Annotated in this window: 23 protein-coding genes; 8 read left to right on the forward strand and 15 right to left on the reverse strand. The window is 67.0% G+C overall.

The window, feature by feature from the left end:
• Positions 1-319 precede the first annotated feature (319 nt).
• From secF to tgt, 4 genes are all read right to left on the reverse strand, one after another.
• Entirely contained in the window at positions 320-1,285 is a 966-nt protein-coding gene (gene secF, locus HBF26_RS04320) for a protein translocase subunit SecF (protein WP_167123456.1), read from the reverse strand.
• Between the two features lie 13 nt (positions 1,286-1,298).
• On the reverse strand, positions 1,299-3,173 hold the full coding sequence (secD, locus tag HBF26_RS04325) for a protein translocase subunit SecD (RefSeq protein ID WP_167123458.1): 1,875 nt from the start codon (positions 3,171-3,173) through the stop codon (positions 1,299-1,301).
• Between the two features lie 63 nt (positions 3,174-3,236).
• Positions 3,237-3,584 carry a preprotein translocase subunit YajC gene (gene yajC / locus HBF26_RS04330; RefSeq protein WP_167123460.1) on the reverse strand — a complete coding sequence of 116 codons (348 nt, stop codon included), beginning with the start codon at positions 3,582-3,584 and terminating at the stop codon, positions 3,237-3,239.
• A 203-nt stretch (positions 3,585-3,787) separates the two neighbouring features.
• The gene (gene tgt, locus HBF26_RS04335; RefSeq protein ID WP_167123463.1) at positions 3,788-4,918 is read right to left on the reverse strand and encodes a tRNA guanosine(34) transglycosylase Tgt; all 1,131 of its coding nucleotides are present in this window, start codon (positions 4,916-4,918) and stop codon (positions 3,788-3,790) included.
• Positions 4,919-5,158: 240 nt separating this feature from the next.
• On the opposite strand from tgt, the gene fliK reads away from it, so the two are divergent.
• Both fliK and HBF26_RS04345 read left to right on the forward strand, forming a co-directional pair.
• A complete protein-coding gene (gene fliK / locus HBF26_RS04340; RefSeq protein WP_167123466.1) occupies positions 5,159-6,316 on the forward strand; it encodes a flagellar hook-length control protein FliK in 1,158 nt (385 codons plus the stop codon).
• On the forward strand, positions 6,313-6,576 hold the full coding sequence (locus HBF26_RS04345; protein ID WP_167123468.1) for a flagellar biosynthesis protein: 264 nt from the start codon (positions 6,313-6,315) through the stop codon (positions 6,574-6,576). Before fliK ends, HBF26_RS04345 begins: the two co-directional genes overlap by 4 nt.
• A gap of 144 nt (positions 6,577-6,720) precedes the next feature.
• Here the strand turns inward: HBF26_RS04345 and zwf are convergent, their stop codons facing one another.
• From zwf to recQ, 4 genes are all read right to left on the reverse strand, one after another.
• A complete protein-coding gene (gene zwf / locus HBF26_RS04350) occupies positions 6,721-8,463 on the reverse strand; it encodes a glucose-6-phosphate dehydrogenase (protein WP_167123470.1) in 1,743 nt (580 codons plus the stop codon).
• Entirely contained in the window at positions 8,460-10,286 is a 1,827-nt protein-coding gene (locus tag HBF26_RS04355; RefSeq protein WP_167123473.1) for a glycoside hydrolase family 15 protein, read from the reverse strand. Before HBF26_RS04355 ends, zwf begins: the two co-directional genes overlap by 4 nt.
• 102 nt (positions 10,287-10,388) lie before the next feature.
• Complete coding sequence (locus HBF26_RS04360; RefSeq protein WP_167123475.1) at positions 10,389-12,047, reverse strand: cation:proton antiporter domain-containing protein; 1,659 nt, start codon at positions 12,045-12,047, stop codon at positions 10,389-10,391.
• Positions 12,048-12,101: 54 nt separating this feature from the next.
• On the reverse strand, positions 12,102-13,916 hold the full coding sequence (recQ, locus tag HBF26_RS04365; protein WP_167123477.1) for a DNA helicase RecQ: 1,815 nt from the start codon (positions 13,914-13,916) through the stop codon (positions 12,102-12,104).
• A 172-nt stretch (positions 13,917-14,088) separates the two neighbouring features.
• Between recQ and HBF26_RS04370 the strand changes: the two genes are divergently transcribed.
• Positions 14,089-14,379: a type 1 fimbrial protein gene (locus tag HBF26_RS04370; RefSeq protein WP_167123479.1), complete on the forward strand. Its 291-nt coding sequence runs from the start codon at positions 14,089-14,091 to the stop codon at positions 14,377-14,379.
• Positions 14,380-14,382: 3 nt separating this feature from the next.
• On the opposite strand, the gene HBF26_RS04375 is transcribed toward HBF26_RS04370, so the two are convergent.
• Positions 14,383-14,751 (reverse strand): MGMT family protein, encoded by a 369-nt coding sequence (locus tag HBF26_RS04375; protein ID WP_240151211.1) that lies wholly within the window; start codon positions 14,749-14,751, stop codon positions 14,383-14,385.
• A 78-nt stretch (positions 14,752-14,829) separates the two neighbouring features.
• Between HBF26_RS04375 and HBF26_RS04380 the strand changes: the two genes are divergently transcribed.
• A complete protein-coding gene (locus HBF26_RS04380) occupies positions 14,830-15,234 on the forward strand; it encodes a hypothetical protein (RefSeq protein ID WP_167123483.1) in 405 nt (134 codons plus the stop codon).
• 6 nt (positions 15,235-15,240) lie between these two features.
• Here HBF26_RS04380 and HBF26_RS04385 read toward each other — a convergent pair whose 3' ends face one another.
• Complete coding sequence (locus HBF26_RS04385; RefSeq protein ID WP_167123485.1) at positions 15,241-16,365, reverse strand: inorganic phosphate transporter; 1,125 nt, start codon at positions 16,363-16,365, stop codon at positions 15,241-15,243.
• A gap of 13 nt (positions 16,366-16,378) precedes the next feature.
• Positions 16,379-17,008, reverse strand: a complete 630-nt coding sequence (locus HBF26_RS04390) for a DUF47 domain-containing protein (RefSeq protein WP_167032049.1) — start codon at positions 17,006-17,008, stop codon at positions 16,379-16,381.
• 154 nt (positions 17,009-17,162) lie between these two features.
• On the opposite strand from HBF26_RS04390, the gene HBF26_RS04395 reads away from it, so the two are divergent.
• Together HBF26_RS04395 and HBF26_RS04400 are read left to right on the forward strand one after the other, a co-directional pair.
• Positions 17,163-18,482: a hemolysin family protein gene (locus HBF26_RS04395; RefSeq protein WP_167123487.1), complete on the forward strand. Its 1,320-nt coding sequence runs from the start codon at positions 17,163-17,165 to the stop codon at positions 18,480-18,482.
• Between the two features lie 48 nt (positions 18,483-18,530).
• On the forward strand, positions 18,531-19,142 hold the full coding sequence (locus HBF26_RS04400) for an exopolysaccharide biosynthesis protein (RefSeq protein ID WP_167123489.1): 612 nt from the start codon (positions 18,531-18,533) through the stop codon (positions 19,140-19,142).
• 27 nt (positions 19,143-19,169) lie between these two features.
• Here the strand turns inward: HBF26_RS04400 and HBF26_RS04405 are convergent, their stop codons facing one another.
• On the reverse strand, positions 19,170-19,937 hold the full coding sequence (locus tag HBF26_RS04405) for an RNA methyltransferase (protein ID WP_167123491.1): 768 nt from the start codon (positions 19,935-19,937) through the stop codon (positions 19,170-19,172).
• Positions 19,938-20,070: 133 nt separating this feature from the next.
• On the opposite strand from HBF26_RS04405, the gene HBF26_RS04410 reads away from it, so the two are divergent.
• Entirely contained in the window at positions 20,071-20,874 is an 804-nt protein-coding gene (locus tag HBF26_RS04410) for an inositol monophosphatase family protein (protein WP_167123493.1), read from the forward strand.
• 133 nt (positions 20,875-21,007) lie between these two features.
• Positions 21,008-22,051: a metallophosphoesterase gene (locus HBF26_RS04415; protein WP_167123495.1), complete on the forward strand. Its 1,044-nt coding sequence runs from the start codon at positions 21,008-21,010 to the stop codon at positions 22,049-22,051.
• Between the two features lie 26 nt (positions 22,052-22,077).
• Here HBF26_RS04415 and hda read toward each other — a convergent pair whose 3' ends face one another.
• The 3 genes from hda to HBF26_RS04430 are packed head-to-tail and all read right to left on the reverse strand — an operon-like array spanning position 22,078 to position 24,929.
• Positions 22,078-22,779, reverse strand: coding sequence for a DnaA regulatory inactivator Hda (gene hda, locus HBF26_RS04420; RefSeq protein WP_167123497.1), 702 nt, complete (start codon positions 22,777-22,779; stop codon positions 22,078-22,080).
• Entirely contained in the window at positions 22,776-23,933 is a 1,158-nt protein-coding gene (locus HBF26_RS04425) for an AI-2E family transporter (RefSeq protein WP_167123499.1), read from the reverse strand. The genes hda and HBF26_RS04425 overlap by 4 nt, the downstream gene beginning before the upstream one ends.
• A gap of 9 nt (positions 23,934-23,942) precedes the next feature.
• Positions 23,943-24,929: a DUF8605 domain-containing protein gene (locus HBF26_RS04430; RefSeq protein ID WP_167123501.1), complete on the reverse strand. Its 987-nt coding sequence runs from the start codon at positions 24,927-24,929 to the stop codon at positions 23,943-23,945.
• Positions 24,930-24,968: the final 39 nt, after the last annotated feature.

Raw genomic sequence — 24,968 nt, forward strand, 5'->3', positions numbered from 1 at the left:
CGGGAGGGTCCTTGGTGTCCACCCTCGAGGCGAGTTCCGCACAAGTGAGCGGCCGCAGGCCGATAGGTACATGGGCCGCGGCAGCGGCCTTCCGGTACGAACGCGGAGGACCTGTCTGAGCAGCGAGGGTGGGCACCAAGGGCCCATGCGAAGCGCTACGGTGCATAGCGCTTTGGCGACTCGATGCTCGTGGACGCCGGGACGAGCCCGCAGAGACCACAGGTGTCGACTCGAAACTCTGCTGCCCCCGGTAATCCGTGAAGAACCCCAAAAAAAACCGCCGAAGAACGGCGGTTTTTTGGTCGGCGATACCGGCAGCTTAAGGCCTGCGGGCCAGCTCCGGGTCTTCCTTCGACTTCGGCATGAGGTCCTGCTTCGATACGCCCAGCCACAGGAGGATCGGGCTGGCGACGAAGATCGAGGACAGCGTGCCGACCAGGATGCCGATGAGCATCGTGATCGAGAAGCCGTGCACCACGGGGCCGCCGATGAAGTACAGCGCGGCCATGGTGATGCCGGTGAACAGCGAGGTGATGATCGTTCGCGACAGCGTGCTGTTGATCGAGCGGTTCAGCACTTCTTCCGGCGTGGCGTTACGGCTGGAGCGGAAAAGTTCGCGCACGCGGTCGAACACCACCACTTTGTCGTTGATCGAGTAGCCGACCACCGCCAGCACCGAGGCCAGCACGGTCAGGTCGAACTCGCGCTGGGTGATGGCGAAGATACCGAGCGTGACCAGCACGTCGTGGATTTCCGTGGCCAGGGCCGCGATGGCGAAGCGCTTCTCGAAGCGGATCCACAGGTAACCCATGATGCCGACGATGACGAAGATGACCGCGACGATACCGTCGCTGCGCAGTTCCTCGCCCACCTGCGGGCCGACGAAGGACTTGCTCTTCATCGCCACGTCGGGGCGTGACGCCTTCAGCGCCGCCATGATGTCGTTCGACACCTTGGTGGCCGCCTCGTCGTTCGTCATGTTGCCGGCCGCGGCGACGTCGCCCTTCGGCTGCAGGCGAATGGTGAACTCGCGGGTGCCGCCGACCGCCTGCACCAGCGGGTTCTCCAGGTGCGCCTTCTCAAGGGCACCGCGCACCTCGCTCGGATCGACGGGCGTCTTGTATTCCACCTGCACGGCCACGCCGCCGAGGAAGTCCTGCCCGTAGTTGAAGCCACGGGTCATGATCAGCGCGATGGAGCCGATCATCAGCAGAACGGCAAGGCCGATGCTGAACTTGCGCAGGCCGAGGAAGTTGAAGTTCGAATTGTGGTTGAAGATTTCCATGGCGTCCCTCCCGTCAGACCGACAGGGTCTTGAGCTTGCGGCCGCCGTGGATCAGCGCCGTGATGGCATGGGTGACCGTCACCGACGTGAACATCGACGTGAGGATACCGATGAACAGCGTGACGCCGAAGCCCTTGATTGGACCCGAGCCCATGGTCATGAGGCCGAGCGCCGCGAGCAGGTGGGTCACGTTGGCGTCGAGAATGGTGGCCCACGCCTTGTCGTAGCCGGTGCGGATGGCAGCGAGCGGCGAGGAGCCGTTGCGCAGTTCCTCGCGGATGCGTTCGCAGATCAGCACGTTGGCGTCGATCGCCATGCCCAGGGTGAGCACGATACCCGCGATACCCGGCATGGTGAGGGTCACGCCGATCATCGACATGACGGCGACGAGGAGCACCAGGTTGAAGAAGAGCGCGACGTCCGCCACGAGCCCGAAGAGCTTGTAGTAGATGGCCGCGGCCACCAGCACGAGCCCGAGGCCGAGCATCACCGCCTTGAAGCCCTTGTCGATGTTGTCCGCGCCGAGGCTGGGACCGATCACGCTTTCGCCCACGATATCCACCGGCGCAGCCAGCGAACCGCCGCGCAGCAGCAGGGCCAGTTCCGATGCTTCCGCATCGCTGGGCAGGCCGTTCGTGGAGAACTGCTTGCCGAAGGGCGAACTGATGTTGGCGTAGTTGATGACTTCTTCCGTGATCTTCGGCGTCTTCACTTCCTTGCCGTCGACCATCTTGGTTTCGACGGTGCGCGTGATGTAGAGCACCGCCATCGGCTTGCCGACGTTGTCGTTGGTGAACTCCTGCATCTTGCGGGCACCCGCGCTGTTCAGCGTGACGCTGACGTTCGGCGTGCCGTTCTGCTGGTCGCGGCCGGAAATGGCGCTGGTGAGCTCGTCGCCCTTGGCGATGACCTTCTTGCTGAGCAGGTAAGGCCGGCCGTCGCGGCCGTAGTAGAGCTTCGCATCGGGCGGCACGCTGCCTGAACGGGCGGCGTCGACCGCCTGCTGCGGCGTGTAGAGGCCCGCGCGGTATTCGAGGGTGGCGGTGGCGCCGATGATCTTCTTCGCCTCGGCCGTGTCCTGCACGCCCGCCAGTTCGACGATGATCTGGTTCGGGCCCTGCTGCTGGATCAGCGGCTCGGACACACCCAGGGCGTTCACGCGCTGGCGCAGCGTGGTGACGTTCTGGCTGATCGTGCTCTGGGCCAGTTCGCGCAGCTTGTCGGGCTTCACCGTGGCGTTCAGCACGAAGCGGTTGCCCGTGCTGGGACCGTCGCTGACGACGAGGTCGGGGTAGTCCGTGCCGATGAGTGTCGCCGCCTGCTGGCGGTCGGCATCCGAGCGAAGCACCACGCTGACGCCCTTGCCGCGGGCGTTGCGATTGACGGCGTCGTACGACACGTTCTTGTCGCGCAGGAGCGCGCGGATGTCGTCGGCGTAGCGGGTTTCCTGCGCGTCGATGACGGCGTTCTGATCCACTTCCATCAGGAAGTGCACACCGCCCTGCAGGTCGAGGCCCAGCGGCATCGAGTTCGCGTGGATGGCCCGCAGCCAGGACGGCACGGTGGTCGCCAGGTTCAGGGCCACCGTGTAGTTGTCGCCAAGGTCGGCGCGCAGCACGTCGGAGGCCTTGGCCTGTGCATCGACGTTACCGAAGCGGGCGAGCAGCCGCGTGCCCTTCTCGTCGAGTTCGATCGACGAAGCGGGAACCTTGGCCGACGCCAGCAGGCCTTCGACCCGGCTCTTGAGGGCCGTGTCGACCGCGGCACCGCGGTTGCCCGAGATCTGCACCGCCGGCTGCGGCGGGAAGACGTTCGGCAGCGCATACACGATGCCGAACAGCAACACGATCACGACCAGCGCGTACTTCCAGCGTGGAAAATCACTCATGCCTTACATTCCATGGGAGCGGCCGTGCGCCGGCCGCGGCTGACGCATTGTCGGGTAGAAGCCTTACGACTTCTTGAGGGTGCCCTTGGGCAGCACCTGGGTGATCGAGCCCTTCTGCACCTGTACGACCGTGCCCGGGGCGATCTCGACGCGAACGAACGACTCGCCGACGTCCTCGATGCGGCCGGCCATGCCGCCGCTCATGACCACTTCGTCGCCCTTGGCGAGAGCGGCCAGCAGGGCGCGGTGCTCCTTCTGCCGCTTCATCTGCGGGCGGATCATCATGAAATAGAAGATGCCGAACAGCACAACCATCATGATCAGCGGCGAAAAGCCGAAAGCGCCCTGCGGGGCGGCACCAGCGGCGGGGGCGGCGGCCTGTGCAACGGCGGCGAATGTCGTAAGGCTCATCGGAGTTCTCGCAAGTCATGGAACGGCAAGGAAAAGCGACCGTTCACGGAAAAAGATCGTGGATTATGCCACGCGTCCCGGCACTCATCCATGTGGGGAGCCCCCTGTGGGAGCCGGCTATGCCGGCGATCCCGCGGCAGCGGGCAAACTTGCCGCAGGCACCCATCGCCGCTGAAGCGGCTCCCACACGGGGTTTTCGTCCCTCAACCGTCGACTTCCGCCTTGCGACGCGCCGCGTAGAAAGCGGCCACGAAATCCTCCAGCCCGCCCGCCTCGATCGCCCCGCGCAGGCCGGCCATCAGGCGCTGGTAGTGGCGCAGGTTGTGCATCGTGGCCAGTTGGCTGCCGAGGATCTCGTTGCAGCGGTCGAGGTGGCGCAGGTAGGCACGGGAGAACCCGTTGGCGCAGGCGTAGCAGTCGCAGCCCTCTTCGATCACCCGGGTATCCATGGCGAATTTCGCGTTGCGGATGCGCAGGGTGCCCTCGGCGGTGAACAGGAAGCCGTTCCTGGCGTTCCGGGTGGGCATGACGCAGTCGAACATGTCGACGCCGCGGCGCACGGCCTCCACGATGTCTTCGGGCCGCCCGACGCCCATGAGGTAGCGCGGCCGGTCCTTCGGCAGCATCGGCAGGGTGAAGTCCAGCGTGTGGTTCCGCTCGGCCTCCGGCTCGCCGACCGCCAGCCCGCCCACCGCATACCCGTCGAATCCGATGTCGACCAGCCGCTCGGCGGAGCGGCGGCGCAGGTGTTCGAAGGTGCTGCCCTGGACGATGCCGAAAAGCGCGTTCGGGTCGCGCAGGTCGTCGAACGCCCTGCGGGAGCGCTCGGCCCAGCGCAGGCTCAACTCCATGGAGTCGGAAGCCACCTTGTCGGTAGCCGGATAGGGCGTGCATTCGTCGAAGATCATCGCGATGTCCGAATCCAGCACTTTCTGGATTCGCATCGATTCCTCGGGCGACAGGAACACCTTCGAGCCGTCCACCGGGGAGGCGAACGTGACTCCTTCCTCGGTGATCTTCCGCTTGTGGGCGAGCGAGAACACCTGGAACCCGCCCGAATCGGTAAGGATCGGCTTGTCCCAGCCGATGAACCGGTGCAGGCCGCCGAACTCGCCGATAATGTCGAGACCGGGCCGCAGGAACAGGTGGAAGGTGTTGCCGAGGATGATTTCCGCGCCGATGTCGAGCACGTCGCGCGGGGTCATGGCCTTCACCGAGCCATAGGTGCCCACGGGCATGAAAGCGGGCGTTTCCACGGTACCGCGGCCAAAACGAAGGCGGCCGCGCCGCGCCGCGCCGTCGGTGGCGAGGAGGTCGAAGGGAAGCTGGGTCATACCGGTATTCTACCGGCGTGAGTCGGCCCGTTGGGCCTGCGAGTCGGCCGCTGCGCGGCCTGTGAACCGTAAGTTGCCAGTCGCGGGCGGCAGCTCACGGTTCACAGCCGCTGCAGGCGGCGACTTACAGGCCCAACGGGCCGACTGACGGAACTAAAGTTTCGCAAGTTTCCGCCGATTCCCTAACTCACAGGAGCGTGCCCATTCGCGGGCCCGCGGCGCCGTGGGAGGGCATCCCCCTTGATCATCCAGCCGACCAGTCTCGCTGCCCAGTTGTGGGCCGGCGCGGCCGCGGGCACCACGGCCGCGGCGGAGAGCTGGCGGGTCGGCACCCTGCTCACGGCCCGGGTCATGGGCCAGAACGACCTCGGCAAGCTCTTGCTGGAGATCGGCGGCCTCACGGTCGAAGCCGACGCGTCCGGTACCCAGCTGCCTCCGCAGTTCCAGGTACGCGTGCTCACTCAGGGCGCGCAGCCGCAGCTGGAAGTGCTGCCGGGCAGTGTCGACGAGCGCGTGGCCATGCAAGGGCTGCGCGAACGCCTGCCTCAACAGAACGGCTATGCCCCGCTCCTCGGCGTGCTCGCGGCGCTCGGACGACGGCCCGTCGCCCGCCTGCTGCCCGCGCCCCTGCGTGCCGCCCTGGCGACGCTCGAGGCATCGATCAACAAGCCCGCCGAAGTCAGTTCGCCCATGGGCATGAAGGAAGCGATCGCCCGCAGCGGCACCTTCCTCGAAGCGCACCTCGCGGAACCGAAACAGGCCGCCCCGGCGGCGGACGACTTCAAGGCGGCACTGCTGGCCCTGCGCCGCACGCTCGCCGACCTGCCGGCAACGCGTCCCGGCGCCGCGACCGTTCCCCGCCCCACGTTCGACACCCCGCCGCCCCTTGCCCAGCGGCCCCTGGTGGCCCAGGCACGCGCGCCTGAAGTGGTAGCGACGGAAGACGACGTCGATGGCCTCGTCGGCCAGTTGCGGGCCGACACCCGCGCGGCCTTGTCGAGGGTGGAGATCGCGCAACTCGAATCGCAACCGCAGGCTGGCCTGTGGATGGTGGAAATTCCGCTGGCAGGCACCGGCGGTTACGACGTGCTTCAGTTGCGCATCGAGGAAGGCAAGCCTGGCCCCGGCGAACAGGACGGCCCGTGGACGGTCGGCTTCGCCATCGATCCGCCCTCGCTGGGCGCGGTGCAGGGCGAGATCCAACTTCGCGTGCCGCGCGTGTCCGTGCGCCTCTGGGCCCAGCACGCGGCCACCGTCACGCGCCTGGAAACGGAGTTCGTTTCCTTGCGCCGCCTGCTCGAGAAGAGCGGTCTGGTGCTCGATCAGTTCGTTTGCGTGCATGGGCTGCCCGTGCCCACCACCGCGTATAGCGCCGTGCTCCTGGAAGCGCGCGCATGAATCCGTCGCTTCCCTCGCCCCGGCGGAGCGTCACGCTCCGCCTCGCTTCGCCTACCAGCAGCGGCAGCCCCCAGCGAATCGACGCCGAAGGCGTCAAGGCCATGCTGGAACGTGCACAAGCCCTCGGGCTGGCGCCCCAGCTGGATCCGCAGATCGCGGCCCTGCTGGCGGCAGTGCGCCTGCGCGACGACGTGCCGCCGGAGCTGTATGCCGCTCTCGCCGCCGTGGTCGGCACCCTGCTCGCCGCAGTAGACGACTGACTGCCCGCACTCACGTCGTTCCCGCGAAAGCAGGAACCCAGGGTCTCGTCGCTCGATCGCAGACCGACGCTCTGGGTCCCTGCTTTCGCAGGGATGACGGCTCGGGGGACCGCGCTATAAGCACGGCGCGGCGTCCGAGGAGCCTTATCTCTTGCGCGGACGTTTAGCGGGCGATGACGTCCGCTTCGCCGGCGCCGACTTGCGCGCCGCCACCGTCTTCCCAGGCGAAGCGGCGCGTGGCGCCTTCTTGGCCGTCGCGCGTTTCTTCGTGGCACGCGACTCGGGCGATTTTTCGGCAGCGGGTGCCTCGGCCTTGGGCCTTGCGGTGCGCCTCGTGTTGAGTTCCGCCGCCGTGTTCAGCGGACGCCACGACCGGCCACCCATGGCCAGGAGCGTGTCCGCCGACGCAGGACCGGCGCTTCCGGACGCGTAATTGGGGAAGTCGGCGGGCGTACGCTGCGCCCAGTCGTCGAGGATGGGCTGCACGGCGCGCCAGCACGCCTCGACCATGTCCGCGCGCTGGAACAACGTGGCGTCGCCCGTCATGCAGTCGTACAGAAGGGTTTCATAGCCCACGTTGGGTTCGGAACGGAACCAGTCCGCGTACTTGAAGTCCATGCGCACCGGAGCGAGTTCCACGCGCGGCCCCGGCCGTTTCACGTCGAACTGGAGCGAGATGCCTTCGTCCGGCTGGATCTGCAACACCAGCCAGTCGGGCCCGAACGCGTCCATGCCCGTGCCGCGGAAGGGCGCGAACGGTGCCGACTTGAAGCGGATGGCGATCTCGGTGGTGCGCCGGCCCATGTGCTTGCCCGTGCGCAGGTAGAAAGGCACGCCCGACCAGCGCCACGTGTCGATCGACAGCTTCATGGCGACGAAGGTCTCGGTCACCGAATCGGGGGCGACATCGGGTTCGTCGCGGTACGAACTGGCAAGCTGTCCGTTCACCGCACCGGGGCCGTATTGGCCGCGCACCGCGTCCTCCGGCTGCACCGGACGGATGGCTTCGATGGTTTCCGCCTTGCGCGTGCGCACCGCTTCCGCATCGAACGAACTCGGAGGCTCCATGGCCACCATGGCCAGCAGCTGGAACAGGTGGTTGGGCACCATGTCGCGCAGCGCGCCGGTCTGCTCGTAAAACGAGCCGCGACGCTCGACGCCGACCGTCTCGGCCACGGTGATCTGCACGTGGTCGATGCGATCGCGGTTCCAGATCGGCTCGAACAGGCCGTTCGCGAAACGGAAGGCCATGATGTTCTGCACCGTTTCCTTCCCGAGGAAGTGATCGATGCGGAAGATCTGATCCTCGCGCAGCACTTTCAGGATGCGCTCGTTGAGCGCACGCGCCGAGGCGAGATCGTGGCCGAACGGCTTCTCGATAATCACCCTGCGCCAGAATTCGCCGTTGGGGCCGCCGTCGTCCACCAGCCCGGCATCGCGCAGTTTCTCGATCACGTCGCCGAAGAAACGCTCGGGCGTGGCGAGATAGAAGAGCACGTTGCCCTTCGTGCCTCGCTTGCGCTCGATCTCTCGCAGACGCACGGCGAGGCTATGGAAGGCCGCCAGGTCGTCGAAGTCGCCGGCGTGGTAGCTCATCTGCGCGCTCAGCCATTCCCAGTCGTCCTCGTCGAGTTTGCCGCCGGAGTTGCCGACGAACCGCTCGAGCGCGGTGCGCAGGCTCTTCTTCCACGCGTTGTCGGTCATCTTTCCGTGATTGAAACCGATGACCGAGAAGTTGTCGGAGAGCAGCCCCGTGCGCCGCATGTTGTAGAGCGACGGCACGACGAGCCGGCTGGTAAGGTCACCGGCGGCGCCGAAGATCACGACGGTGCAAGGATCGGCAGGATGAGCCCGCGAGGTCGCGCGCTTCGGTTGGGCTGGACTCATGCATGGGCTCCTTCGGTATCGAGTGCGTCAGGTGTGGCGTGGACATCGGCCGTGGCGCTGTAGCCCCTGGCGAGGCTGAACGCGGCGTTGATCAGGGCGACGTGCGAGAAGGCCTGGGGGAAATTGCCGAGCAGCCGCTTCGAGCGTGGATCGTACTCCTCCGAGATCAATCCGAGGTCGTTCGTGAGCCCGATCAGGCGCGCGAACAACTCACGGGCTTCGTCGAGCCGCCCGAGCAGCACATAATTCTCCACCAGCCAGAAGCTGCAGGGCAGGAACTGGCCTTCGCCCGGCGGCAGGCCATCGACACCTGTACTCGTGTGATAACGGAGCACGAAGCCCTCCACGAGCAGGTCTTCCTCCACGGCCCTCACCGTCGCCTCGATGCGGGGGTCGTCCGGCGGCAGGAAGTCCGTGAGCGTCACCAGCAACAGGCTGGCGTCGATTTCCTTCGAGCCATAGGACTGGGTGAGGCAGCCCCGCTCCGGGTCCACGCCCTTGGCGAGGATGTCCGCCTTGATCTCGTCAGCCATGTCGCGCCAGCGGCGGGTGAACGCCACATCGGCCCCCTCGCGCTCCTGCTCGGAGGCGCGCTGGAAGGCCAGCCATGCCATCACCTTCGAATGAACGAAGTGCCGCGGCTCACCGCGGATCTCCCATATCCCGTTGTCCGGATGACGCCAGATGCTGGCCAGATGTTCCAGGAATACCGACTGCACGCTGTCCGCGGTGGGTTGCCATACCACGCCGTGACGAACGGCGTGGGCGAACGCGCCCACCAGTTCGCCGTAGATGTCGAGCTGGAACTGGGTGGACGCGGCGTTGCCGATCCGGACCGGCCGGGACCCTTCGTATCCGGCCAGCTCGGGCACCTCGAATTCTTCCAGGCGGCGCTCGCCGGCCAGTCCATAGAGCACCTGCAGCTGTTCCGGCGACCCGGCGACGGCACGGCGCACCCAGTCGCGCCAGGCACTCGCTTCGTCGTGATATCCGGCGTTGACCAGCGCGGAAAGCACGAACGTGGCGTCCCGCGCCCAGCAGAAGCGATAGTCCCAGTTGCGTTCGCCGCCCAGTTGCTCCGGCAGCGACGTGGTGGGTGCCGCGACGATGCCGCCGGTAGGCAGATAACTCAGGCCCTTCAACACCACCAACGAGCGGCGGACGATTTCCGACCACTCGCCGGCACCGTTGCAACGGTCGGACCACCCCTCCCAGAAGGCAAGCGCATCGCGCAGGGCGGCATGGGGATCGATCGCCTCGGGGGCCGGCAGGTGCGATGGCCCCCAGGCCAGCACGAACGGAATGGAATCGCCCGCGCCCACCTTGAAGCGGGCCACGCTGTGCATGCCCTCGCCTTCCACCGCGACGGGGCTGCGCACCACGAGCAGGTCCGGCCCTGCCACGGCCGTCAGGGTGGTGTCGTCGATGCGTGTTACCCACGGAATGGCGGTGCCGTAGTCGAAGCGGATGGTGAGGACCGCTTCGAAGTCCACGCGCCCTTCCAGGCCCTCGACGATCCGGGTTACCCCCGAGTGATCGCCGTCGAAAGGCATGAAATCGATGACGCGCGCGCGGCCCGTCGCCGTACGCCACTCGGTTTGCAGCACCAGACTGCCGTCGATATAGGCGCGCTCGCAGGTGGCATCCGGATCGGACGGCGCGATGCGCCAGCGTCCGTTATCGGGCGTGCCGACAAGTGCCGCGAAACAAGAGGCGGAATCGAAGCGTGGCAGGCACAACCAGTCCACCGAACCGTCCTTCGCCACCAACGCCGCGCTCCGGCAATTGCCGAGCATCGCGTAATCCTCGATGCGGGAAGCCATGCTGTCCTCTTGATAGCCGCGATTTCTCTTACCGTAGCGGGCCGATTGTTATCGCTGCGTATCCGGGAAAGATTGTACGGGCACGCTGGCGCGCGCCTGGCTTCAGTGGCCGGCGGCCCTCCGGGGCTGCGCCGCCTCGAACATGCTTCGCGCAAGTTCCTGCTCCCCGTACACGACCTCGCTGGCGCCGAGGCCGCCAAGGTGCCCCACGCATTCCGGCGTATGCGCCCTCGCAACGATCGGCAGGTCGGGCCGCAGTGCCCGCGCGGCACGCACGATCTGCCCGCCTTCGAACGGATCCGATACGGCAACGATCAGTGCGCGGGCGCCCAAAAGGTTGGCTTCGGCGAGGACGGGTGCGGCCGCGGCGTTGCCGATCACCACTTCCACGCTGCCTGCCTCCCGCTGCTCGCGCAGGTCGCGCACGGCATCCTCGTCGGACTCGATCAGGAGCGTGCGTGCACCGCTCGCCTGGAGTTCCGCGAGCACGCGTCGCCCGACGCGGCCATAGCCGACCAGCACGGTATGCCCCGCCATGTCGGGATGATCGTCCGGCGTATCGGCGTCGTGCCGCGCAACCCAGCGATCGAGCGCCACGAACAGGAGCGGGTTGATCAGGATGGAAACGATGGCCGCGGCCAGCAGGATGTCGCGCGCTTCGGTGCTGAGCAGACCGAGGGAGACACCGAGCCCCGCGAGGATGAAGGAGAACTCGCCGATCTGCGCCAGGCTGGTGGCGATGGTCAACGCCGTCTTCGGCGGCCGCCCGAAGGCCCGCACGATGAGGAAGGCGGCCAGCGACTTGCCCACCACGATGATGAGGCACGCGGCCAGCACGATCCACGGTCGCGCGAGCAGGATCTGCGGATTGAACAGCATGCCGATGGAGACGAAGAAGAGCACGGCGAACGCGTCGCGCAGCGGCAAGGTTTCTTCCGCCGCGCGCTGCGACAGCTTCGACTCGCCCATCATCATGCCGGCGAAGAAGGCACCGAGTTCGAACGACACGTCGAACAGGTGGGCCGCACCGAACGCCACGCCGAGCGCGATGGCCAGCACCGCGAGGCGGAACAGTTCGCGCGAGCCACTGGCCGAGACCGTCTGGAGTATCCACGGGATGGCCCGCTTGCCCACGATGAGCATCAGCGCGACAAACACCACCACCTTGCCGATCGTCCATGCCACGGTTTCGATCAGCGCGCCCACGCTTGGGGCAGGACCGTCGTGTCCCGCACCGAGGAAACCGCCGATCGCCGGCAGTAGCACGAGCGCCAGCACCATCGCCAGGTCTTCCACGATCAGCCAGCCGACCGCGATGCGCCCGCGATCGCTGTCGAGGAGGCGTCGTTCCTCCATCGCGCGAAGGAGCACCACCGTGCTCGCCACCGAAAGCGCGAGACCGAATACGAAACCCTGCGCCAGCGGCCATCCAAGGGCCCAGCCCAGCAACATGCCGAGGCCCGTGGCCACGCCCATCTGCCCCGCGGCACCCGGGATCGATATCGCCTTGACCGCCAGGAGGTCCTTCAACGAGAAGTGCAGGCCCACACCGAACATCAACAGGATGACGCCGAGATCGGCCAACTCCTGCGCGATGTGAGCGTCGGCGACATAGCCGGGAGTGAATGGCCCGGCGACAACGCCGGCGACGAGATATCCCGCCAGGACGGGAAGGCGCAGCCGGAGTGCCAGCGCGCCGAAGAAGAAGGCGAGGACGAGGCCACCGACGACGGTGGCGATAAGTGGCGTGGCGTCGTGCACGGGTTCTCCTGTTCGGATGCCGCGGAATCCGCGGCGGCATCCGTGGGGATGCTATCACCCGGCGGCAGTCAGCACCGCGAGAAAGTCCTTGCCATAGCGCTTGAGTTTATTCTCACCAACGCCGCTGATGGAGGCCAGTTCGTCCTCGTTGGATGGCAGCGCGCGCAACATCGCCAGCAACGTGGCGTCGTGGAAGATGACATAGGCGGGCACGCCGTGCTGCCTCGCGAGTTCCGCCCGAACCCGGCGCAGTTCGTTCCAGAGCGGCTGCTCGATCTCCTCGATGCCGAGCGACGTACCGGCCGCCGCGGGAGACGAGCGCGTGCCGCGGCGCCCCCGGGCCGGGCGGGCGTCCTCGCGCAGCCACACTTTACGCTCGCCCTTCAGCACCGGACCGCTCTGGCCGGAAAGGCGCAGCGTGCCGAAGCCTTCGGGGTCGGCCTCGATCAGGCCCGCTGCCAGCAACTGGCGGAACACCGAACGCCACTGCGTGGCGTCCATGTCGGCTCCGATGCCGAACACGGTGAGCTTGTCGTGGCCCAGATCGCGCACGCGCTCGGACGCTTCGCCGCGAAGAACGTCGATGAGGTGCCCGGCGCCGTAGCGCTGCCCGCTGCGATAGATGCACGACATGGCCTTCTGGGCGGCGATGGTGGCGTCCCATGTCTTCGGCGGCTGCAGGCAGTTGTCGCAGTTGCCGCATGGCTCAGGATAGGTTTCGGCGAACGCCTCGAGCAAAAGTTGTCTGCGACAACGGGTGGCTTCCGCGTAACCGAGCAACGAATCGAGTTTCAGCCGCTCGATGCGCTTGCGGTCGTCGCCGGCCTCCGACTGGGAAATCATCTGGCTCATGGTGACCACGTCGCCGAGGCCGTAGACCATCCATGCCTCGGCGGGCAGACCATCGCGGCCGGCGCGGCCGGTCTCCTGGTAATAGCCTTCCATGCTGCGTGGAAGGTCGAGGTGCGCCACGAAGCGGACGTCGGGTTTGTCGATGCCCATGCCGAAGGCGACGGTGGCCACCATGACGATGCCGTCCTCGCGCAGGAAGCGCTGCTGGTGCCGCATGCGTGTTTCCGCATCCAGCCCCGCGTGGTATGGCAGGGCTTCCACGCCGGCTTCCGACAACCATGCCGCTGTTTCGTCCACCTTGCGCCGGCTGAGGCAATAGACGATGCCGGCCTCACCGCGATGGGCGTCGAGGAAGTCGAGCAGCTGCCTGCGTGCATTCTGCCGGGGAGCCACGCGGTAACGGATGTTGGGGCGGTCGAAGCTCGATACGAAGCGACGTGCGTCGTGCAGATTCAGCCGCTCGATGATTTCCTCGCGCGTGCGCTCGTCCGCGGTGGCGGTGAGCGCGATGCGCGGCACCTCGGGAAAGCGTTCGTGCAGGATCGCGAGCTCGCGGTATTCCGGGCGGAAGTCGTGTCCCCACTGCGACACGCAATGGGCTTCGTCGATGGCGAACAGGGCGATGGGGATGCGGTCGAGGAGCCCGAGGCAACGCCCCGTCAGCAAGCGCTCGGGCGCAACGTACAGCATGTCCAGTTCGCCCGAGAGAAGTTGGTCTTCGACCTCGCGCTGGGTCGCGGCATCCAGACTGGAATTGAGGTAGCGCGCCCGTACGCCCGCTTCGCCGAGTGCGTCCACCTGGTCTTGCATGAGGGCGATGAGCGGCGACACCACGATGCCCGTACCCGCTCGCATGAGGGCGGGTATCTGGAAGCACAGCGACTTGCCGCCGCCGGTGGGCATGAGCACGAGGGCATCCTGGCCCGCCGCCACCGTCTCGACGATGTCTTGTTGCTGGCCGCGGAAACCGGGATAACCGAAAACGGAGTGAAGGAGGTCGAGTGCCTGGGACTGCATCCGCCCATGCTAGCAAACCGGCGCGGCACTCCCCCGCCGGATGACATTCGCACGAACGTTTACTCACACGGATTTGCGACGGGCTTCGTTTTCTTTCGACGCGCGATGACGGCTAATGAAGCCGGGACCGGAACCCCGGCCCCATGGCGTTTCATCCTCAAGGGGGATGTGTATGCTCAGAGCGCTCGTTACCGCCAGCGTACTCGCCGGCAGCCTTCTTGCCGGCCCCGCATCGAGCTTCACCAGTGGCCGCATCGTCTTTACCGGGAACATCGTCGAGGCCTCCTGCCCGTTGCGACAGGACCGGCTCGATTGCCCGGCAGGGCACCCGGCGGACGCCGTCATCCGCCGCGCCGATACCGGGCAGTTACTGGACATGGCCGCCCATGCCCGCTTGCTCGATTACGCCGTGCGGCGAGACCCGTCGCGGTCCTGGAAACTGGTGGAGGTGACCTACCGCTGAAGCTCAGCCGGGCAGGCCCCAGATCGCCCGATCGAGGTCGTGATCGAGCCCGAAGGCGCTCATCGGTACGCGGCCGTCTTTCACGGTGACGCCCTCGGCCTTAAGCCGCCGGCACTGTTCGCGAAACCCGCGCGTGCCGGCGGGAATGCCGATGCGCCCGTCGGCACGCAGCACGCGATGCCAGGGAAGTTCGGCACGGTCGGGGGCCTCGCCCAACACCTTGCCGATGAGACGGGCGCGCCCGGGGTAACCGGCGCGCGCCGCAATGGCGCCGTAACTGGCCACGCGCCCCTTCGGAATGGCGGCGACCGCCTCGATGATGCATCGTGCCCGCAAGCGTCTGGCGTCTTCACCGGCGATTTCATCGCGCATGCTCGTTTCCTGCATGTTCCGAGACGTCGTTAAGGGTACCATCCGAATCTCCTCACGACGGACCCGTGGATCACGGCCATGCGACACTTCGAAGCGATCCGCTCCCATGTCGGCGGCATTCACAAGCTCCGCCAGAACGAGCCCTACGTCATCAGCTTCGACTTGGAACTGCCCGACGGCCGCCACCAGGGCATTTACCTCGCCGAACTGGAAGATGGCGAGGGGCAACGCTATCTCCGGCTGTCGACGCCCATCGGCCCCCTGGCCGGCGTGGACGCCCGGCGTTGCCTTCGCTTCAACTGGGAACAGCGCACCGGCTACCTCGCCGAAGCGGACCTGGACGGGTCGCCCTACCTGCACCTTTGCGAGAACCGCCCGTACGACTACCTGGACGAGCGCGAACTTGCCCGGATCATCGAGGAACTGGGCGCCACGGGCGACCAGCTGGAGCAGGTGGTGAACGGCGAAGCCGACGCCTTGTAGGTTCCATCAGAACAGCAGGTTGCCCAGCTTCACCAGCCCGTAACCGATACCCGCGGTGATGGGCAAGGTGAGGATCCACGCCCACACCATGCGCTCGACCACCGACCAGCGGATGGCGTTGAAGCGCTTGGCCGCGCCCACACCCATGATCGACGCGGACACGTTGTGCGTGGTGGACACCGGCACGCCGAGCATCGACGCGGTAAGAATGACGGCGGCCGAACTGCCTTCGGCGGCGAAGCCGTTGATGGGATGCAGCTTCACCATCTTGTGGCCCAGCGTCTTGATGATGCGCCAGCCACCGCCCGCGGTGCCGCCGGCCATGGTCAGCGCGCACACGACCTTGACCCACACCGGAATCGGGAAGCCGCCCGCGGCAGCGGGATCGTGCGGAATGCGCAGGAATTCCAGGAACGCCGGCAGGTGGTCGAACTGCCCCGCTGCCGTGGCACCGGCAAGCGCGAGGGCGATGATGCCCATGCTCTTCTGGGCGTCGTTCATGCCGTGCGACAGACCCATGGCGCTGGCGGAGACGATCTGCGCCTTGCCGAAAAAGCTGTTCACAAAGGGCGTGCGGCCGAACCGGCGCAGGGTGCCCCTGCGGCTGGAGAAGAAACCCAGCAGCGCGTAAAGCCCGCCCATGATGGCGAAGCCGATCACGAAGCCGAGGAACGGCGAGACGATCATCGGCACGATCACCTTGGGGATCACGCCCTTGCCCAGCCACCAGTGCGCACCGCCCTGCCACCAGATGATCGAGTGGAAATTGTCGTGCGCCGCGGCGAGTGCGGCACCGCAAAGGCCGCCGACGAGGGCATGGCTGGAACTGGACGGCAGACCCAGCCACCACGTGATGAGGTTCCAGATGGTGGCGCCCAGCAGCGCACTGATCAGGAGCTGCGAGCCGACTTCGACCACGCCGGTGTCGATCAACCCCGAGGCGATGGTGGCGGCTACCGCCGTGCCCCACAGGGCACCGGCGAGATTGGTGACGGCCGCCAGGAGCACCGCCTGCCCGGGCGTGAGCACCTTGGTGGCGACAACGGTCGCGATGGAATTCGCCGTGTCGTGGAAGCCGTTGATATAGGTGAAAGCGAGGGCGATCAGGACGACCGCGATGACCATGCTCATGGAGTGCGGGCCGTCAGGAGTTCTTGAGCACGATGGAGTAGACGACGTTGCCGACGTCGCGGCATTTGTCGACGGCCTTCTCGATCAGCTCGAAGAGGTCCTTGGCGAGAATGGCGCGGAGCGGGTCGGAGGCCTCCGCATACAGGGTGCGATACGGATCGAGGAGCAGGCGGTCAGCCTCGGACTCCAAGGCCTGGAGCTGGTCGCGCAGCTTTTTCACCGGGTCGATCTTCAGGCCGTGGCGAAGCTGCCCGATCATGGCCACGACGACGTCCGCGGAGCGTTCGAGCAGGGCCGCGCGCTGGCTGAAGTCGATGCCCTGCAGACGCTCGGCCACGATCACGTAGCGCTCGGCGAACTTCTCGATGGTCTTCGGAATCTTGTACAGCGCCGAGTTCAGCGCCTCGATGTCCTCGCGGTCCAGGGCGGTGACGAAGGTATTCACCAGTTCCTCGCCGATCTGCCCGTGCAGGGCTTTCTCGCGGGCGCGCGCCGTGCTGAAGGCCGCCATGACCGGGGTGCGGTCGGTCTGGGTCACGAGTTCGTGCATGGCACGGGCGCTCTCGCGGGCCGCTTCGGCGCTGGCCTCGAGCAAACCGTAGAACTTGTCGCCCTTACCGAACATCGTCTGGAGTGAAAACATGGGGTCGCCTGGGAACCTGGGGGATTTGTGACCGCAATGTTACCGGACTGGCCCGTGGCTTGCGCCCCGGGGCGTGCTCCGGACAGGTGGCCGCGACCTCGCCCGGCCCCACCGGACGCCTTCTTGCCGGGACCATCTGCTATATAAGCGCCCGATGCTCACCGAAATCCTGCTGGTCCTCCTCCTATCGCTCGGCAACGGGTTCTTCGCCCTGTCCGAGATGTCCGTGGTCGCGTCACGGAAGAGCCGCCTGAAGCAGATGGCCCGCGACAGCCGCCGGGCGCGGGTGGCCCTGCAACTGGCCGAGGCGCCGGAGAGGTTCCTCTCCACCGTACAGGTGGGCATGACCCTGATCATCCTGGTCACCGGCGCATTGGCCGGCGACCGGCTGGGCGAGCACTTCACCGCCCTTATCCATGGCGGTGGCGCCGCCTGGCTGGAACCGTATGCCCGCATCGTCGGCTGGCTGCTGGGCTTCCTTCTCATGTCCCTGGTCCAGATCGTCATCGGCGAGCTGGTGCCGAAGCGCGCCGCTCTCACCGCCCCCGAGCGCATCGCATGCCAGATCGCGGTGCCGATGCTCGTGATCTCCCGCATCACGTTGCCGATGGTGTGGCTGCTCAACCACCTCTCGACGGGCATCCTCCGGGTGCTGCGCCTCCATCGGGTGGGCGCGAACGCGGCCACCGAGGAAGAGATCCGCCTGCTCGTGGCCGAAAGTGCCGAGCAGGGCATCCTCGACAGCGACGAACGCAACATGGTGAACCGCGTGCTCCGCCTGGGCGATCGCAGCGTGGGCTCGGTGATGACCCCGCGCATGAAGATCGCCTGGCTCGACGTGGCGGCCACGCAGGAGGACAACCTCGCCGTGCTCCGCGAGACCCAGTTTTCGCGCTACCCCGTCTACCGGCGCGACGAAAGCGAGGTGGTCGGTACCGTCGAGGTGAAGTCCCTCATCGTGTCGCTCGAACGCGGGCATGTCGACCTCTTCGAGCACGTGTCCCGCCCGCTCTTCGTGCCCGCAACGGCGCGCGCGCTGGACCTCCTGGAGGCCTTCCGCGACGCGGACACCCAGCTGGCGCTGGCCGTGGACGAATACGGCGACATCGAAGGCCTGGTGACGCTGAACGACCTGCTCACGGCAGTGGTGGGCGCCACTGCTCCGGCCTCCGACGATATCGACCGGGACGGGCCCATCGTCCGCCGCGACGACGGCAGCTGGCTCGTGGACGGCGCGTTGTCCGCCGACGATCTTCGCGAGCTGCTCCTGCTGGACCGCCTGCCGAACGAGGAGGAGCACGACTTCCGCACCGTGGCCGGCATGGTCACGACACAGTTCGGGCATATTCCCCGCGCGGGCGAATCCTTCACCTGGCAGGGCCACCGTTTCGAAGTCGTGGACATGGATGGCGCCCGCATCGACAAGGTGTTGGTGAGCACCGTGCAAACCGACGACGCTCCCGTCGAGGAATAGCCGCTCCGGTTCAATGGGGGTTCAAGGCCCGGCGGCGACAGTCGTGCCATGACCAGGGAACGCGAACCCCGCGAAGACAAAACCGCCGCCCTGCTGAGGGCGGCACTCATGTCCGCGCCCGGCGAGCGCGTGTCCGTGGAGCAACTTCTCGAACCCCTGCGCCGGCGCGCCTTCGGCTTCCTTCTCCTGCTGCTGGCGATTCCCAATTTCCTCCCCGTGCCGATCGGCATCGGCGGGATCATGGGCGTGCTCGTGATCGCGCTGGGCCTGGAAATGCTGATCGGCCTGGAGCACCCGTGGATCCCCGGATTCCTGCGCCGGCGCACGATGTCACGCGAGGGGTTGCTACGGTTCCTCGACCGCATCGAGCCCATGACGCGCCGCCTGGAGAGGATCTGCAAGCCGAGGCTGCAACGCCTCACGCGGCGGCCCTTCACCTTCGTGTCGGGCGCGGTCATGATCCTCGTGGGCATCCTGCTTGCGCTGCCCATCCCGTTCACGAACTACGTGTTCGGCGGCCTGCTGATCGCCTTCGCCTTCGCGCTGGTGGAACGCGACGGCGCGCTGCTCATGGCCGTCTGGGCCACGACCGCCGCCATCGTCGTGGCATCCGCGACCTTCAGCCAGGCGCTGGCGGGATTCTTCCGCGACCTCTTCTGAACCTGCAGGGGCGCGAAGCCCCCGCGCTCAAGGATTGCCCTTGTGCGCCAGCTCCGCCATGCGCTGGGCATCGGCGAGGATGCCATGCAGGATGCGCAGTTCGCGCAATTCCGGCCGTGCGCGAAGGAACAGCTTGCGCAGCTTGAGCATGATGGTGGTGGGCGAGCGGCCCTTGTGGAATTCGATGTCGTCGAGCGTTTCCGCGAGGTGGGTGAAGAAGCGCTCCACCTGTTCGGCATCGGCAGGCGCTTCGTCCGGATCGATATCCGCCACTGGCGCGCGCCCTTCCTCGGCGAGCATCGCCATGCGCAGTTCGTACGCCACCACCTGCACGGCCTGCGAAAGGTTGAGCGAGCTGAAATCGTCCACGCTGGGAATGCGCACCATCGCGTGGCATCGCGACAGTTCGTCGTTCTCCAGGCCCGTTCGTTCGTTGCCGAACACCAGCGCCACGTGCTCGCCCCGGCGCACGGCTGCCAAGGCCTGGGCCGCACCTTCGCGCGGGTCGAGTTCGGGCAGGTTCACGCCCCGGCGCCGGGCCGACAGGCCCAGCGCGAAGGTGGTGCCCGCGAGTCCGGCGACCAGGTCGTCGTGGATGGCGGCCTGTCCCAGCACGTCGTCCGCCCCCGCAGCGAGGGCCGTCGCTTCAGGGTCGGGGAAGCGGTGCGGGGCCACCAGCGTCAGGCGGTCGAATCCCATGGTGCGGATGGCCCGCGCGGCCGAACCGATGTTCCCCGAGTGCGAGGTGCGAACGAGGACGAATCGGAAGAGATCGTGGAGTTCGTGCAGGGCCATGGCTGGCGCTTCGGCTGGGGAGGACCGGAAAGTCTACAACGGCAACGACTTGGGCGAGGCGGGGCACAGTGGTAAACTTCCGGGCTGATGCGGCTTTCGACCGCTCTCCCGTTCTTTTGCCAAGTCGATCCCCATGCCAAGACCCGCCGTCAACGTCGCGGCGCGCGCAGCGCGCTCCGCAGGAAACATCATCCTGCGCTACATGAACCGCATCGAGGGCCTCGCGGTCGTCGAGAAGCAGCGGATGGACTTCGCCTCCGAGGTCGACCGCCTCGCCGAGGCGGAAATCGTCAAGGAACTGCGCCGCGCGTATCCCACGCACGCCATCCTGGGCGAGGAATCCGGCCAGACGGGCAAGGGCCCGCTCACCTGGGTGATCGATCCGCTCGACGGAACGCACAATTATCTGCGCGGCATTCCCCACTTCAGCGTGTCCATCGCGCTCGTGGAAAAGGGCGAGCCCGTCTACGGCGTGGTGTTCGATCCGCTGCGCGACGAACTGTTCACTGCCAGCAAGGGCGACGGCGCCTACCTCAACGATCGCCGCATCCGCGTCGGAAAGCGCGAAGGCCTGTCCGGCGCGCTGATCGCCACGGGCTTCCCGTACCGCGTGCGCAATCACCTCGACTCGCAGCTGGCCATTACCGCCGCGCTGCTCAAGGAAGCCGAGGACGTCCGCCGCATGGGCTCCGCCGCGCTCGACCTCGCCTACGTCGCCGCCGGTCGCGTGGACGGCTACTTCGAACCCGGGCTCAGCGTATGGGACATGGCCGCGGGCGCGCTCCTCGTGCGCGAGGCCGGTGGTGTCTATGGCGATTTCGCCGGGCGCGAGGGCCTGCCCGAGAGCGGCAACATTGTCGCGGGCAACCACAAGGTGGCCGCCGCCATGACGGAAATCATCGGCGCCAACGCCACGCCCCGCCTGCTAGGGGTGTAATCCTACGTCGCCCGGGGAAAGCGCCCGGGCGGCACTTCCGGTTTTCCTACATACCGTCCAGGGCTCGGCCATTACCTTTCCATCCGCGGACGGAAAGTCCGCGGAACCGTATCCCCGACGGACAAGGAAATCCATGGCTCCCCACATCGTTCCCGGCCGCGTCGCGGCCGCACTCGCGCTGGCCTTCGCCACCGCCGCATTCGCTCCGGCCAGCCAGGCCGACATCCGCACCATGATCGTCACCTCCGATCCGCAATACCCGTGGACGCCCTCGTCCGACACGGATGAAGCGGAAAGCGAGGCGGACCGCGATGAGCGATCTCGCGCGCTCATCGAGGAACAATACCGAAGCATCGCCGCCTACCGCGCTGCCCGCCCTGGTCAGGACATCCCCGTATTCATCAATGGCGACATCACCGCCTACGGCCACGGCTGGCAAAGGAGTGTCATGGCCGAGCTGCTGCAGATCCTCGGCGACAATGTGCACATCGGCCTCGGCAATCACGACTACGCCAACAACATCAGGGCGTCCGACGGCGGCGGCTGCTACAACAACGGATGCGCACGCGACAGCATCGACGGCCTGGTGCAGCACGTAACCCGCAAGCGCGAGAAAGTGGCGTTCGATTTCGCCACCCAGCCCGGCGTGTTCGGGGACGATTACGAAGGCAGCCTCGCCTACGCCGTGCGCGCACCGGGCATGGATCGCGTGTTGAACGTGCAACTCAACAATTACCCGAGCTACGAGGTGACGTTCGACAGCTACGCCGCCCTGCGGAAGTCTCGTTACCGGATCACCTCGTCGGTGCCCTGGCTGGAAAACCTTCTCAAGACGAACCTCACCGTACCGCCGTACGGAAAGCCGTCGGACCGGCCCTTCGACTTCGCCATCGTGCACATGCACAACGCGGACGCCGACGGGGCCAACTTCGAATTCGCCAGCATGGTGGCAAGCAACGACGTGGCGGCCATATTCGCGGGACACCTGCACGCATGGGCAGGACAGTACGGCGACATTGGCGGTGTCCCCGTATTCCTCAGCGGATCGGCATCGCGGCGCACCTACCTGATCGTGGAACACGACACGGATGCATCCGAACTGCGGGTCTACCGCGTGAGCGATAACGATCCCGACCGGAAGACCCTGGCTGGCCGGGTGCACATCCCGCAGTCCTAGCGACGGCCTGGACTATCGAAAGTCGGCTAGAGGGGTGGCGCCCTCAGAAGGTCTCGCAGGAAGGGCACCGTCACTCGCCGTTTCGCGGCGAGTGACGCCCGGTCAAGGGTGTCGAGCAGGTCGAGCAAGGTGCCAAGGTCGCGCGCATGGTGCGCGAACAGCCAGTCGAGCACGGTGTCGTCCAGTTCGATGCCGCGCGCGCCGGCCTGCTCGCGCAGCACGTCCCTGCGCTCGGCGTCGCCCAGCGGCCTGAGCACCGCCTGGGTCAGCGAGCCCAGCCGCGAGCGCAGGTCGGGCAAGGCGATGCCGATGGAGCCCGGCGCCCCACTGGCGGAAAACAGCAACGTGCATCCTTCGGCCCGGTAGCGGTTGAAGGTATCGAACAGCGCATGCTCCGCCTCGCTTTCACCCGCGACGGAATCGATGTCGTCGATGGCCAGCAGGTCGCTGCCCGCCATGCCGCGGATGGCTGCCGCCCGCGATCCGCGCAGGGCGGCGAGCGGCAGGTACTGCGCGCTGCGGCCGGCGTCGATCGCCGCCTGGCAGGACGCAATAAGCAGGTGTGTGCGGCCACTGCCCATGGAACCGGCGACGAACACCCATGGTGCCGCGGGGCTCACGGCCGCCGCGCGCAAGGCTTCGACGGCCGCCGCGTTCTCGCCCGGATGGAAGTGCTCGAAGCGCTGCCGCCGCGGCCAGCGCAATGCGAGGGGAAGCTGGCTGGTCATGGCCCGCCGTCGCCGGGCACCGGGGGTTGCGGCCTGCGCGTTTCCACGTCGACCTCGACCTCGACCTCGATCGACTGCGCGGAAGCGTCCGTCGCCGGCTCCATGTAGAGGTCGCTTTCGCGGTAGCGGCTGATCGCATAGCGCATCAGGACGACCACTACCGACGCAGCGGGAAGCGCGAGCAGCACGCCCAGAAACCCGAAGAGGTGTCCGCCAGCCAACACGGCAAAGATGACCGCCACGGGATGCAGACCGATCTTTCCGCCCACGAGGCGCGGCACCAGCACGTAGCCCTCGAGCAGCTGGCCGACGGTGAACACCACGCCGACGAGGATCACGTGCGTCCAGTCGCCATACTGGACCAGGGCCGCGATCAGCGCCGCAACGAAGCCGATCATGAAGCCGAGGTACGGGACGAAACTGAGCAGGCCCGCGACCATGCCGATCAGGGGACCGATGGAAATGCCGACCAGCGTGAGCCCCAGGCCGTAGAAGACGCCGAGGGCCAGCATCACGAGCAACTGGCCGCGAACGAAGGCACCCAGCACCTCGTCGGATTCGCGGGCGAGACGCACCACGGTCGGCTCGATCGAGCGCGGAAGCATGCGCTGGATCTGCGCCATCATCGCGTCCCAGTCGCGCAGCAGGTAGAACGCCACGACGGGAATCAGCACGGCGTTGGTCAGCCACATGACCACGCCCATGCCGGATTGTGTGACCTTCGCCACGGCCTTGGCGGCAATGGTCCCCACCGAGCCGATGTGTTCGCGAACGGTGGCCAGCAGGCGGTCCGTATCGAAGACATTCGGATCCAGCCGCAGCTTTGCCTGGACCCACGGCAACGCCGTCGTGCGAACCCAGTCCACGTAGTGCGGCAGGTTCTCGGCGAGGTTCTGGAACTGGCGCTGGATCAGCGGGATCAGCAGCAGGAGCACACCCACCACGACCACCGAGATCACCGTGAACACGATGCTCACCGCCCAGGTGCGCCCCATGCCGAGGCGTTGCAGGCGGTCGGCCAGCGGGTCGCCGAGGTAAGCCAGCATCGCCGCGAGCGCGAAGGGCATGAGCACCGGGGCCAGCAACCAGATGAGGAAGACGATGACGGCGGTGATCGCCAGCAGCTGCCAGCGGCGGGACGTTTCGTGATTCATCGACATCCGTCAGGGGACCCAGCGCAAGGCGAGGTCGGCGCCGTCATGCCCGTCGCCGGCCAGCACGTGGCCCCCGGCGGAGTAACCCGCGACCAGCCGCGCGAGCGGTGCGTTGGCCGATACGTCGAAGAGCACGCCGTCGGCCGTGGCCGCCACCGGTACGATGGATTTCACCGCAGGGTCGTTCTGGAACGTGGACAGAAGGCCGGCGTAATCGGCGGCGGAACGGAGCCCGGCCACCCAGACCTTGCCGCTGGTGCTGCCGCCCTGGGTGGCGGCGAACTGGCGATCGAGCTTGTCCGCCATGGCGTTGGCGCCATTGGTCAGCAACGCCGCGCGGGCCTCGCCACTGTCTTTCCAACTGGACGTGCGGCCGGCCGAAACGAGGGTCCAGTCGGTCTGGTCGGCGCCGATCTTGCCGACGAGCACCACCGCCGTGTTGTACTGCCGGGCCACGCCGGCCACGGCCGCGGGATCGCCCGCCGCGAGGGCGGCCGGGTCGCGAATGGCACCGTCCTTCGGCACGACGATCTGATATCCGCGGGTATCGGCCATCTGGGCCAGCGGGGCGAGCTCATCTTGGCCAAGGAGCCTGCCGCTGGCGTCCCGCGCGATCACGAGCACGGGGGCCTTGGGTGCCGCGGCTGCGGCGTCGCCGACGGCCAGCACACGCCGGACCGCACCCGGATCGAACACGATCTCCAGGCTGAGGGGGGCCCCGTTGGCGCCGCCGGTGCGGGCGTACTGGTATTGCTGGACGAGGCCGCCCGGTTGCTTCATGGCGTCGGCGTAGCCGGCCTTGCCGCGAGGGTCCGCCCCGTTCGAGGCCCGGGCCAGCACCTGGGTAAGGCCCGTCGCGAAGGCCTGGTCACGCACCGCGGCGCTGGTGTCGGCCACCGGCACCGTCACCGTGTAGATGGACGTCTGTCCCGCGGCCGTGCCAAGAAAGGCGACCGCGAAGAGCATCGATGTCGCGAGGATCCGGAGTAGGCGCATGGTGTGGGCATCGCTCTGTGAAGGCAGGAAGTCTGCCCA

The sequence above is a fragment of the Luteibacter jiangsuensis genome, assembly GCF_011742555.1.
Taxonomy (GTDB): Bacteria; Pseudomonadota; Gammaproteobacteria; order Xanthomonadales; family Rhodanobacteraceae; genus Luteibacter; species Luteibacter jiangsuensis.

What these genes read in the sequence shown, in the direction of transcription:
- HBF26_RS04345 (WP_167123468.1), top strand. Translation starts at nt 6,313, where the DNA reads ATGAATCCGTCGCTTCCCTCGCCCCGGCGGAGCGTCACGCTCCGCCTC.
- tgt (WP_167123463.1), bottom strand. Translation starts at nt 4,918, where the DNA reads ATGACCCAGCTTCCCTTCGACCTCCTCGCCACCGACGGCGCGGCGCGG.
- HBF26_RS04425 (WP_167123499.1), bottom strand. Translation starts at nt 23,933, where the DNA reads ATGAATCACGAAACGTCCCGCCGCTGGCAGCTGCTGGCGATCACCGCC.
- HBF26_RS04375 (WP_240151211.1), bottom strand. Translation starts at nt 14,751, where the DNA reads ATGCGCGATGAAATCGCCGGTGAAGACGCCAGACGCTTGCGGGCACGA.
- recQ (WP_167123477.1), bottom strand. Translation starts at nt 13,916, where the DNA reads ATGCAGTCCCAGGCACTCGACCTCCTTCACTCCGTTTTCGGTTATCCC.
- secD (WP_167123458.1), bottom strand. Translation starts at nt 3,173, where the DNA reads ATGAGTGATTTTCCACGCTGGAAGTACGCGCTGGTCGTGATCGTGTTG.
- HBF26_RS04410 (WP_167123493.1), top strand. Translation starts at nt 20,071, where the DNA reads ATGCCAAGACCCGCCGTCAACGTCGCGGCGCGCGCAGCGCGCTCCGCA.
- secF (WP_167123456.1), bottom strand. Translation starts at nt 1,285, where the DNA reads ATGGAAATCTTCAACCACAATTCGAACTTCAACTTCCTCGGCCTGCGC.
- yajC (WP_167123460.1), bottom strand. Translation starts at nt 3,584, where the DNA reads ATGAGCCTTACGACATTCGCCGCCGTTGCACAGGCCGCCGCCCCCGCC.
- HBF26_RS04355 (WP_167123473.1), bottom strand. Translation starts at nt 10,286, where the DNA reads ATGGCTTCCCGCATCGAGGATTACGCGATGCTCGGCAATTGCCGGAGC.
- zwf (WP_167123470.1), bottom strand. Translation starts at nt 8,463, where the DNA reads ATGAGTCCAGCCCAACCGAAGCGCGCGACCTCGCGGGCTCATCCTGCC.
- HBF26_RS04430 (WP_167123501.1), bottom strand. Translation starts at nt 24,929, where the DNA reads ATGCGCCTACTCCGGATCCTCGCGACATCGATGCTCTTCGCGGTCGCC.
- HBF26_RS04405 (WP_167123491.1), bottom strand. Translation starts at nt 19,937, where the DNA reads ATGGCCCTGCACGAACTCCACGATCTCTTCCGATTCGTCCTCGTTCGC.
- HBF26_RS04390 (WP_167032049.1), bottom strand. Translation starts at nt 17,008, where the DNA reads ATGTTTTCACTCCAGACGATGTTCGGTAAGGGCGACAAGTTCTACGGT.
- HBF26_RS04385 (WP_167123485.1), bottom strand. Translation starts at nt 16,365, where the DNA reads ATGAGCATGGTCATCGCGGTCGTCCTGATCGCCCTCGCTTTCACCTAT.
- HBF26_RS04370 (WP_167123479.1), top strand. Translation starts at nt 14,089, where the DNA reads ATGCTCAGAGCGCTCGTTACCGCCAGCGTACTCGCCGGCAGCCTTCTT.
- HBF26_RS04400 (WP_167123489.1), top strand. Translation starts at nt 18,531, where the DNA reads ATGACCAGGGAACGCGAACCCCGCGAAGACAAAACCGCCGCCCTGCTG.
- HBF26_RS04395 (WP_167123487.1), top strand. Translation starts at nt 17,163, where the DNA reads ATGCTCACCGAAATCCTGCTGGTCCTCCTCCTATCGCTCGGCAACGGG.
- HBF26_RS04380 (WP_167123483.1), top strand. Translation starts at nt 14,830, where the DNA reads ATGCGACACTTCGAAGCGATCCGCTCCCATGTCGGCGGCATTCACAAG.
- HBF26_RS04415 (WP_167123495.1), top strand. Translation starts at nt 21,008, where the DNA reads ATGGCTCCCCACATCGTTCCCGGCCGCGTCGCGGCCGCACTCGCGCTG.
- hda (WP_167123497.1), bottom strand. Translation starts at nt 22,779, where the DNA reads ATGACCAGCCAGCTTCCCCTCGCATTGCGCTGGCCGCGGCGGCAGCGC.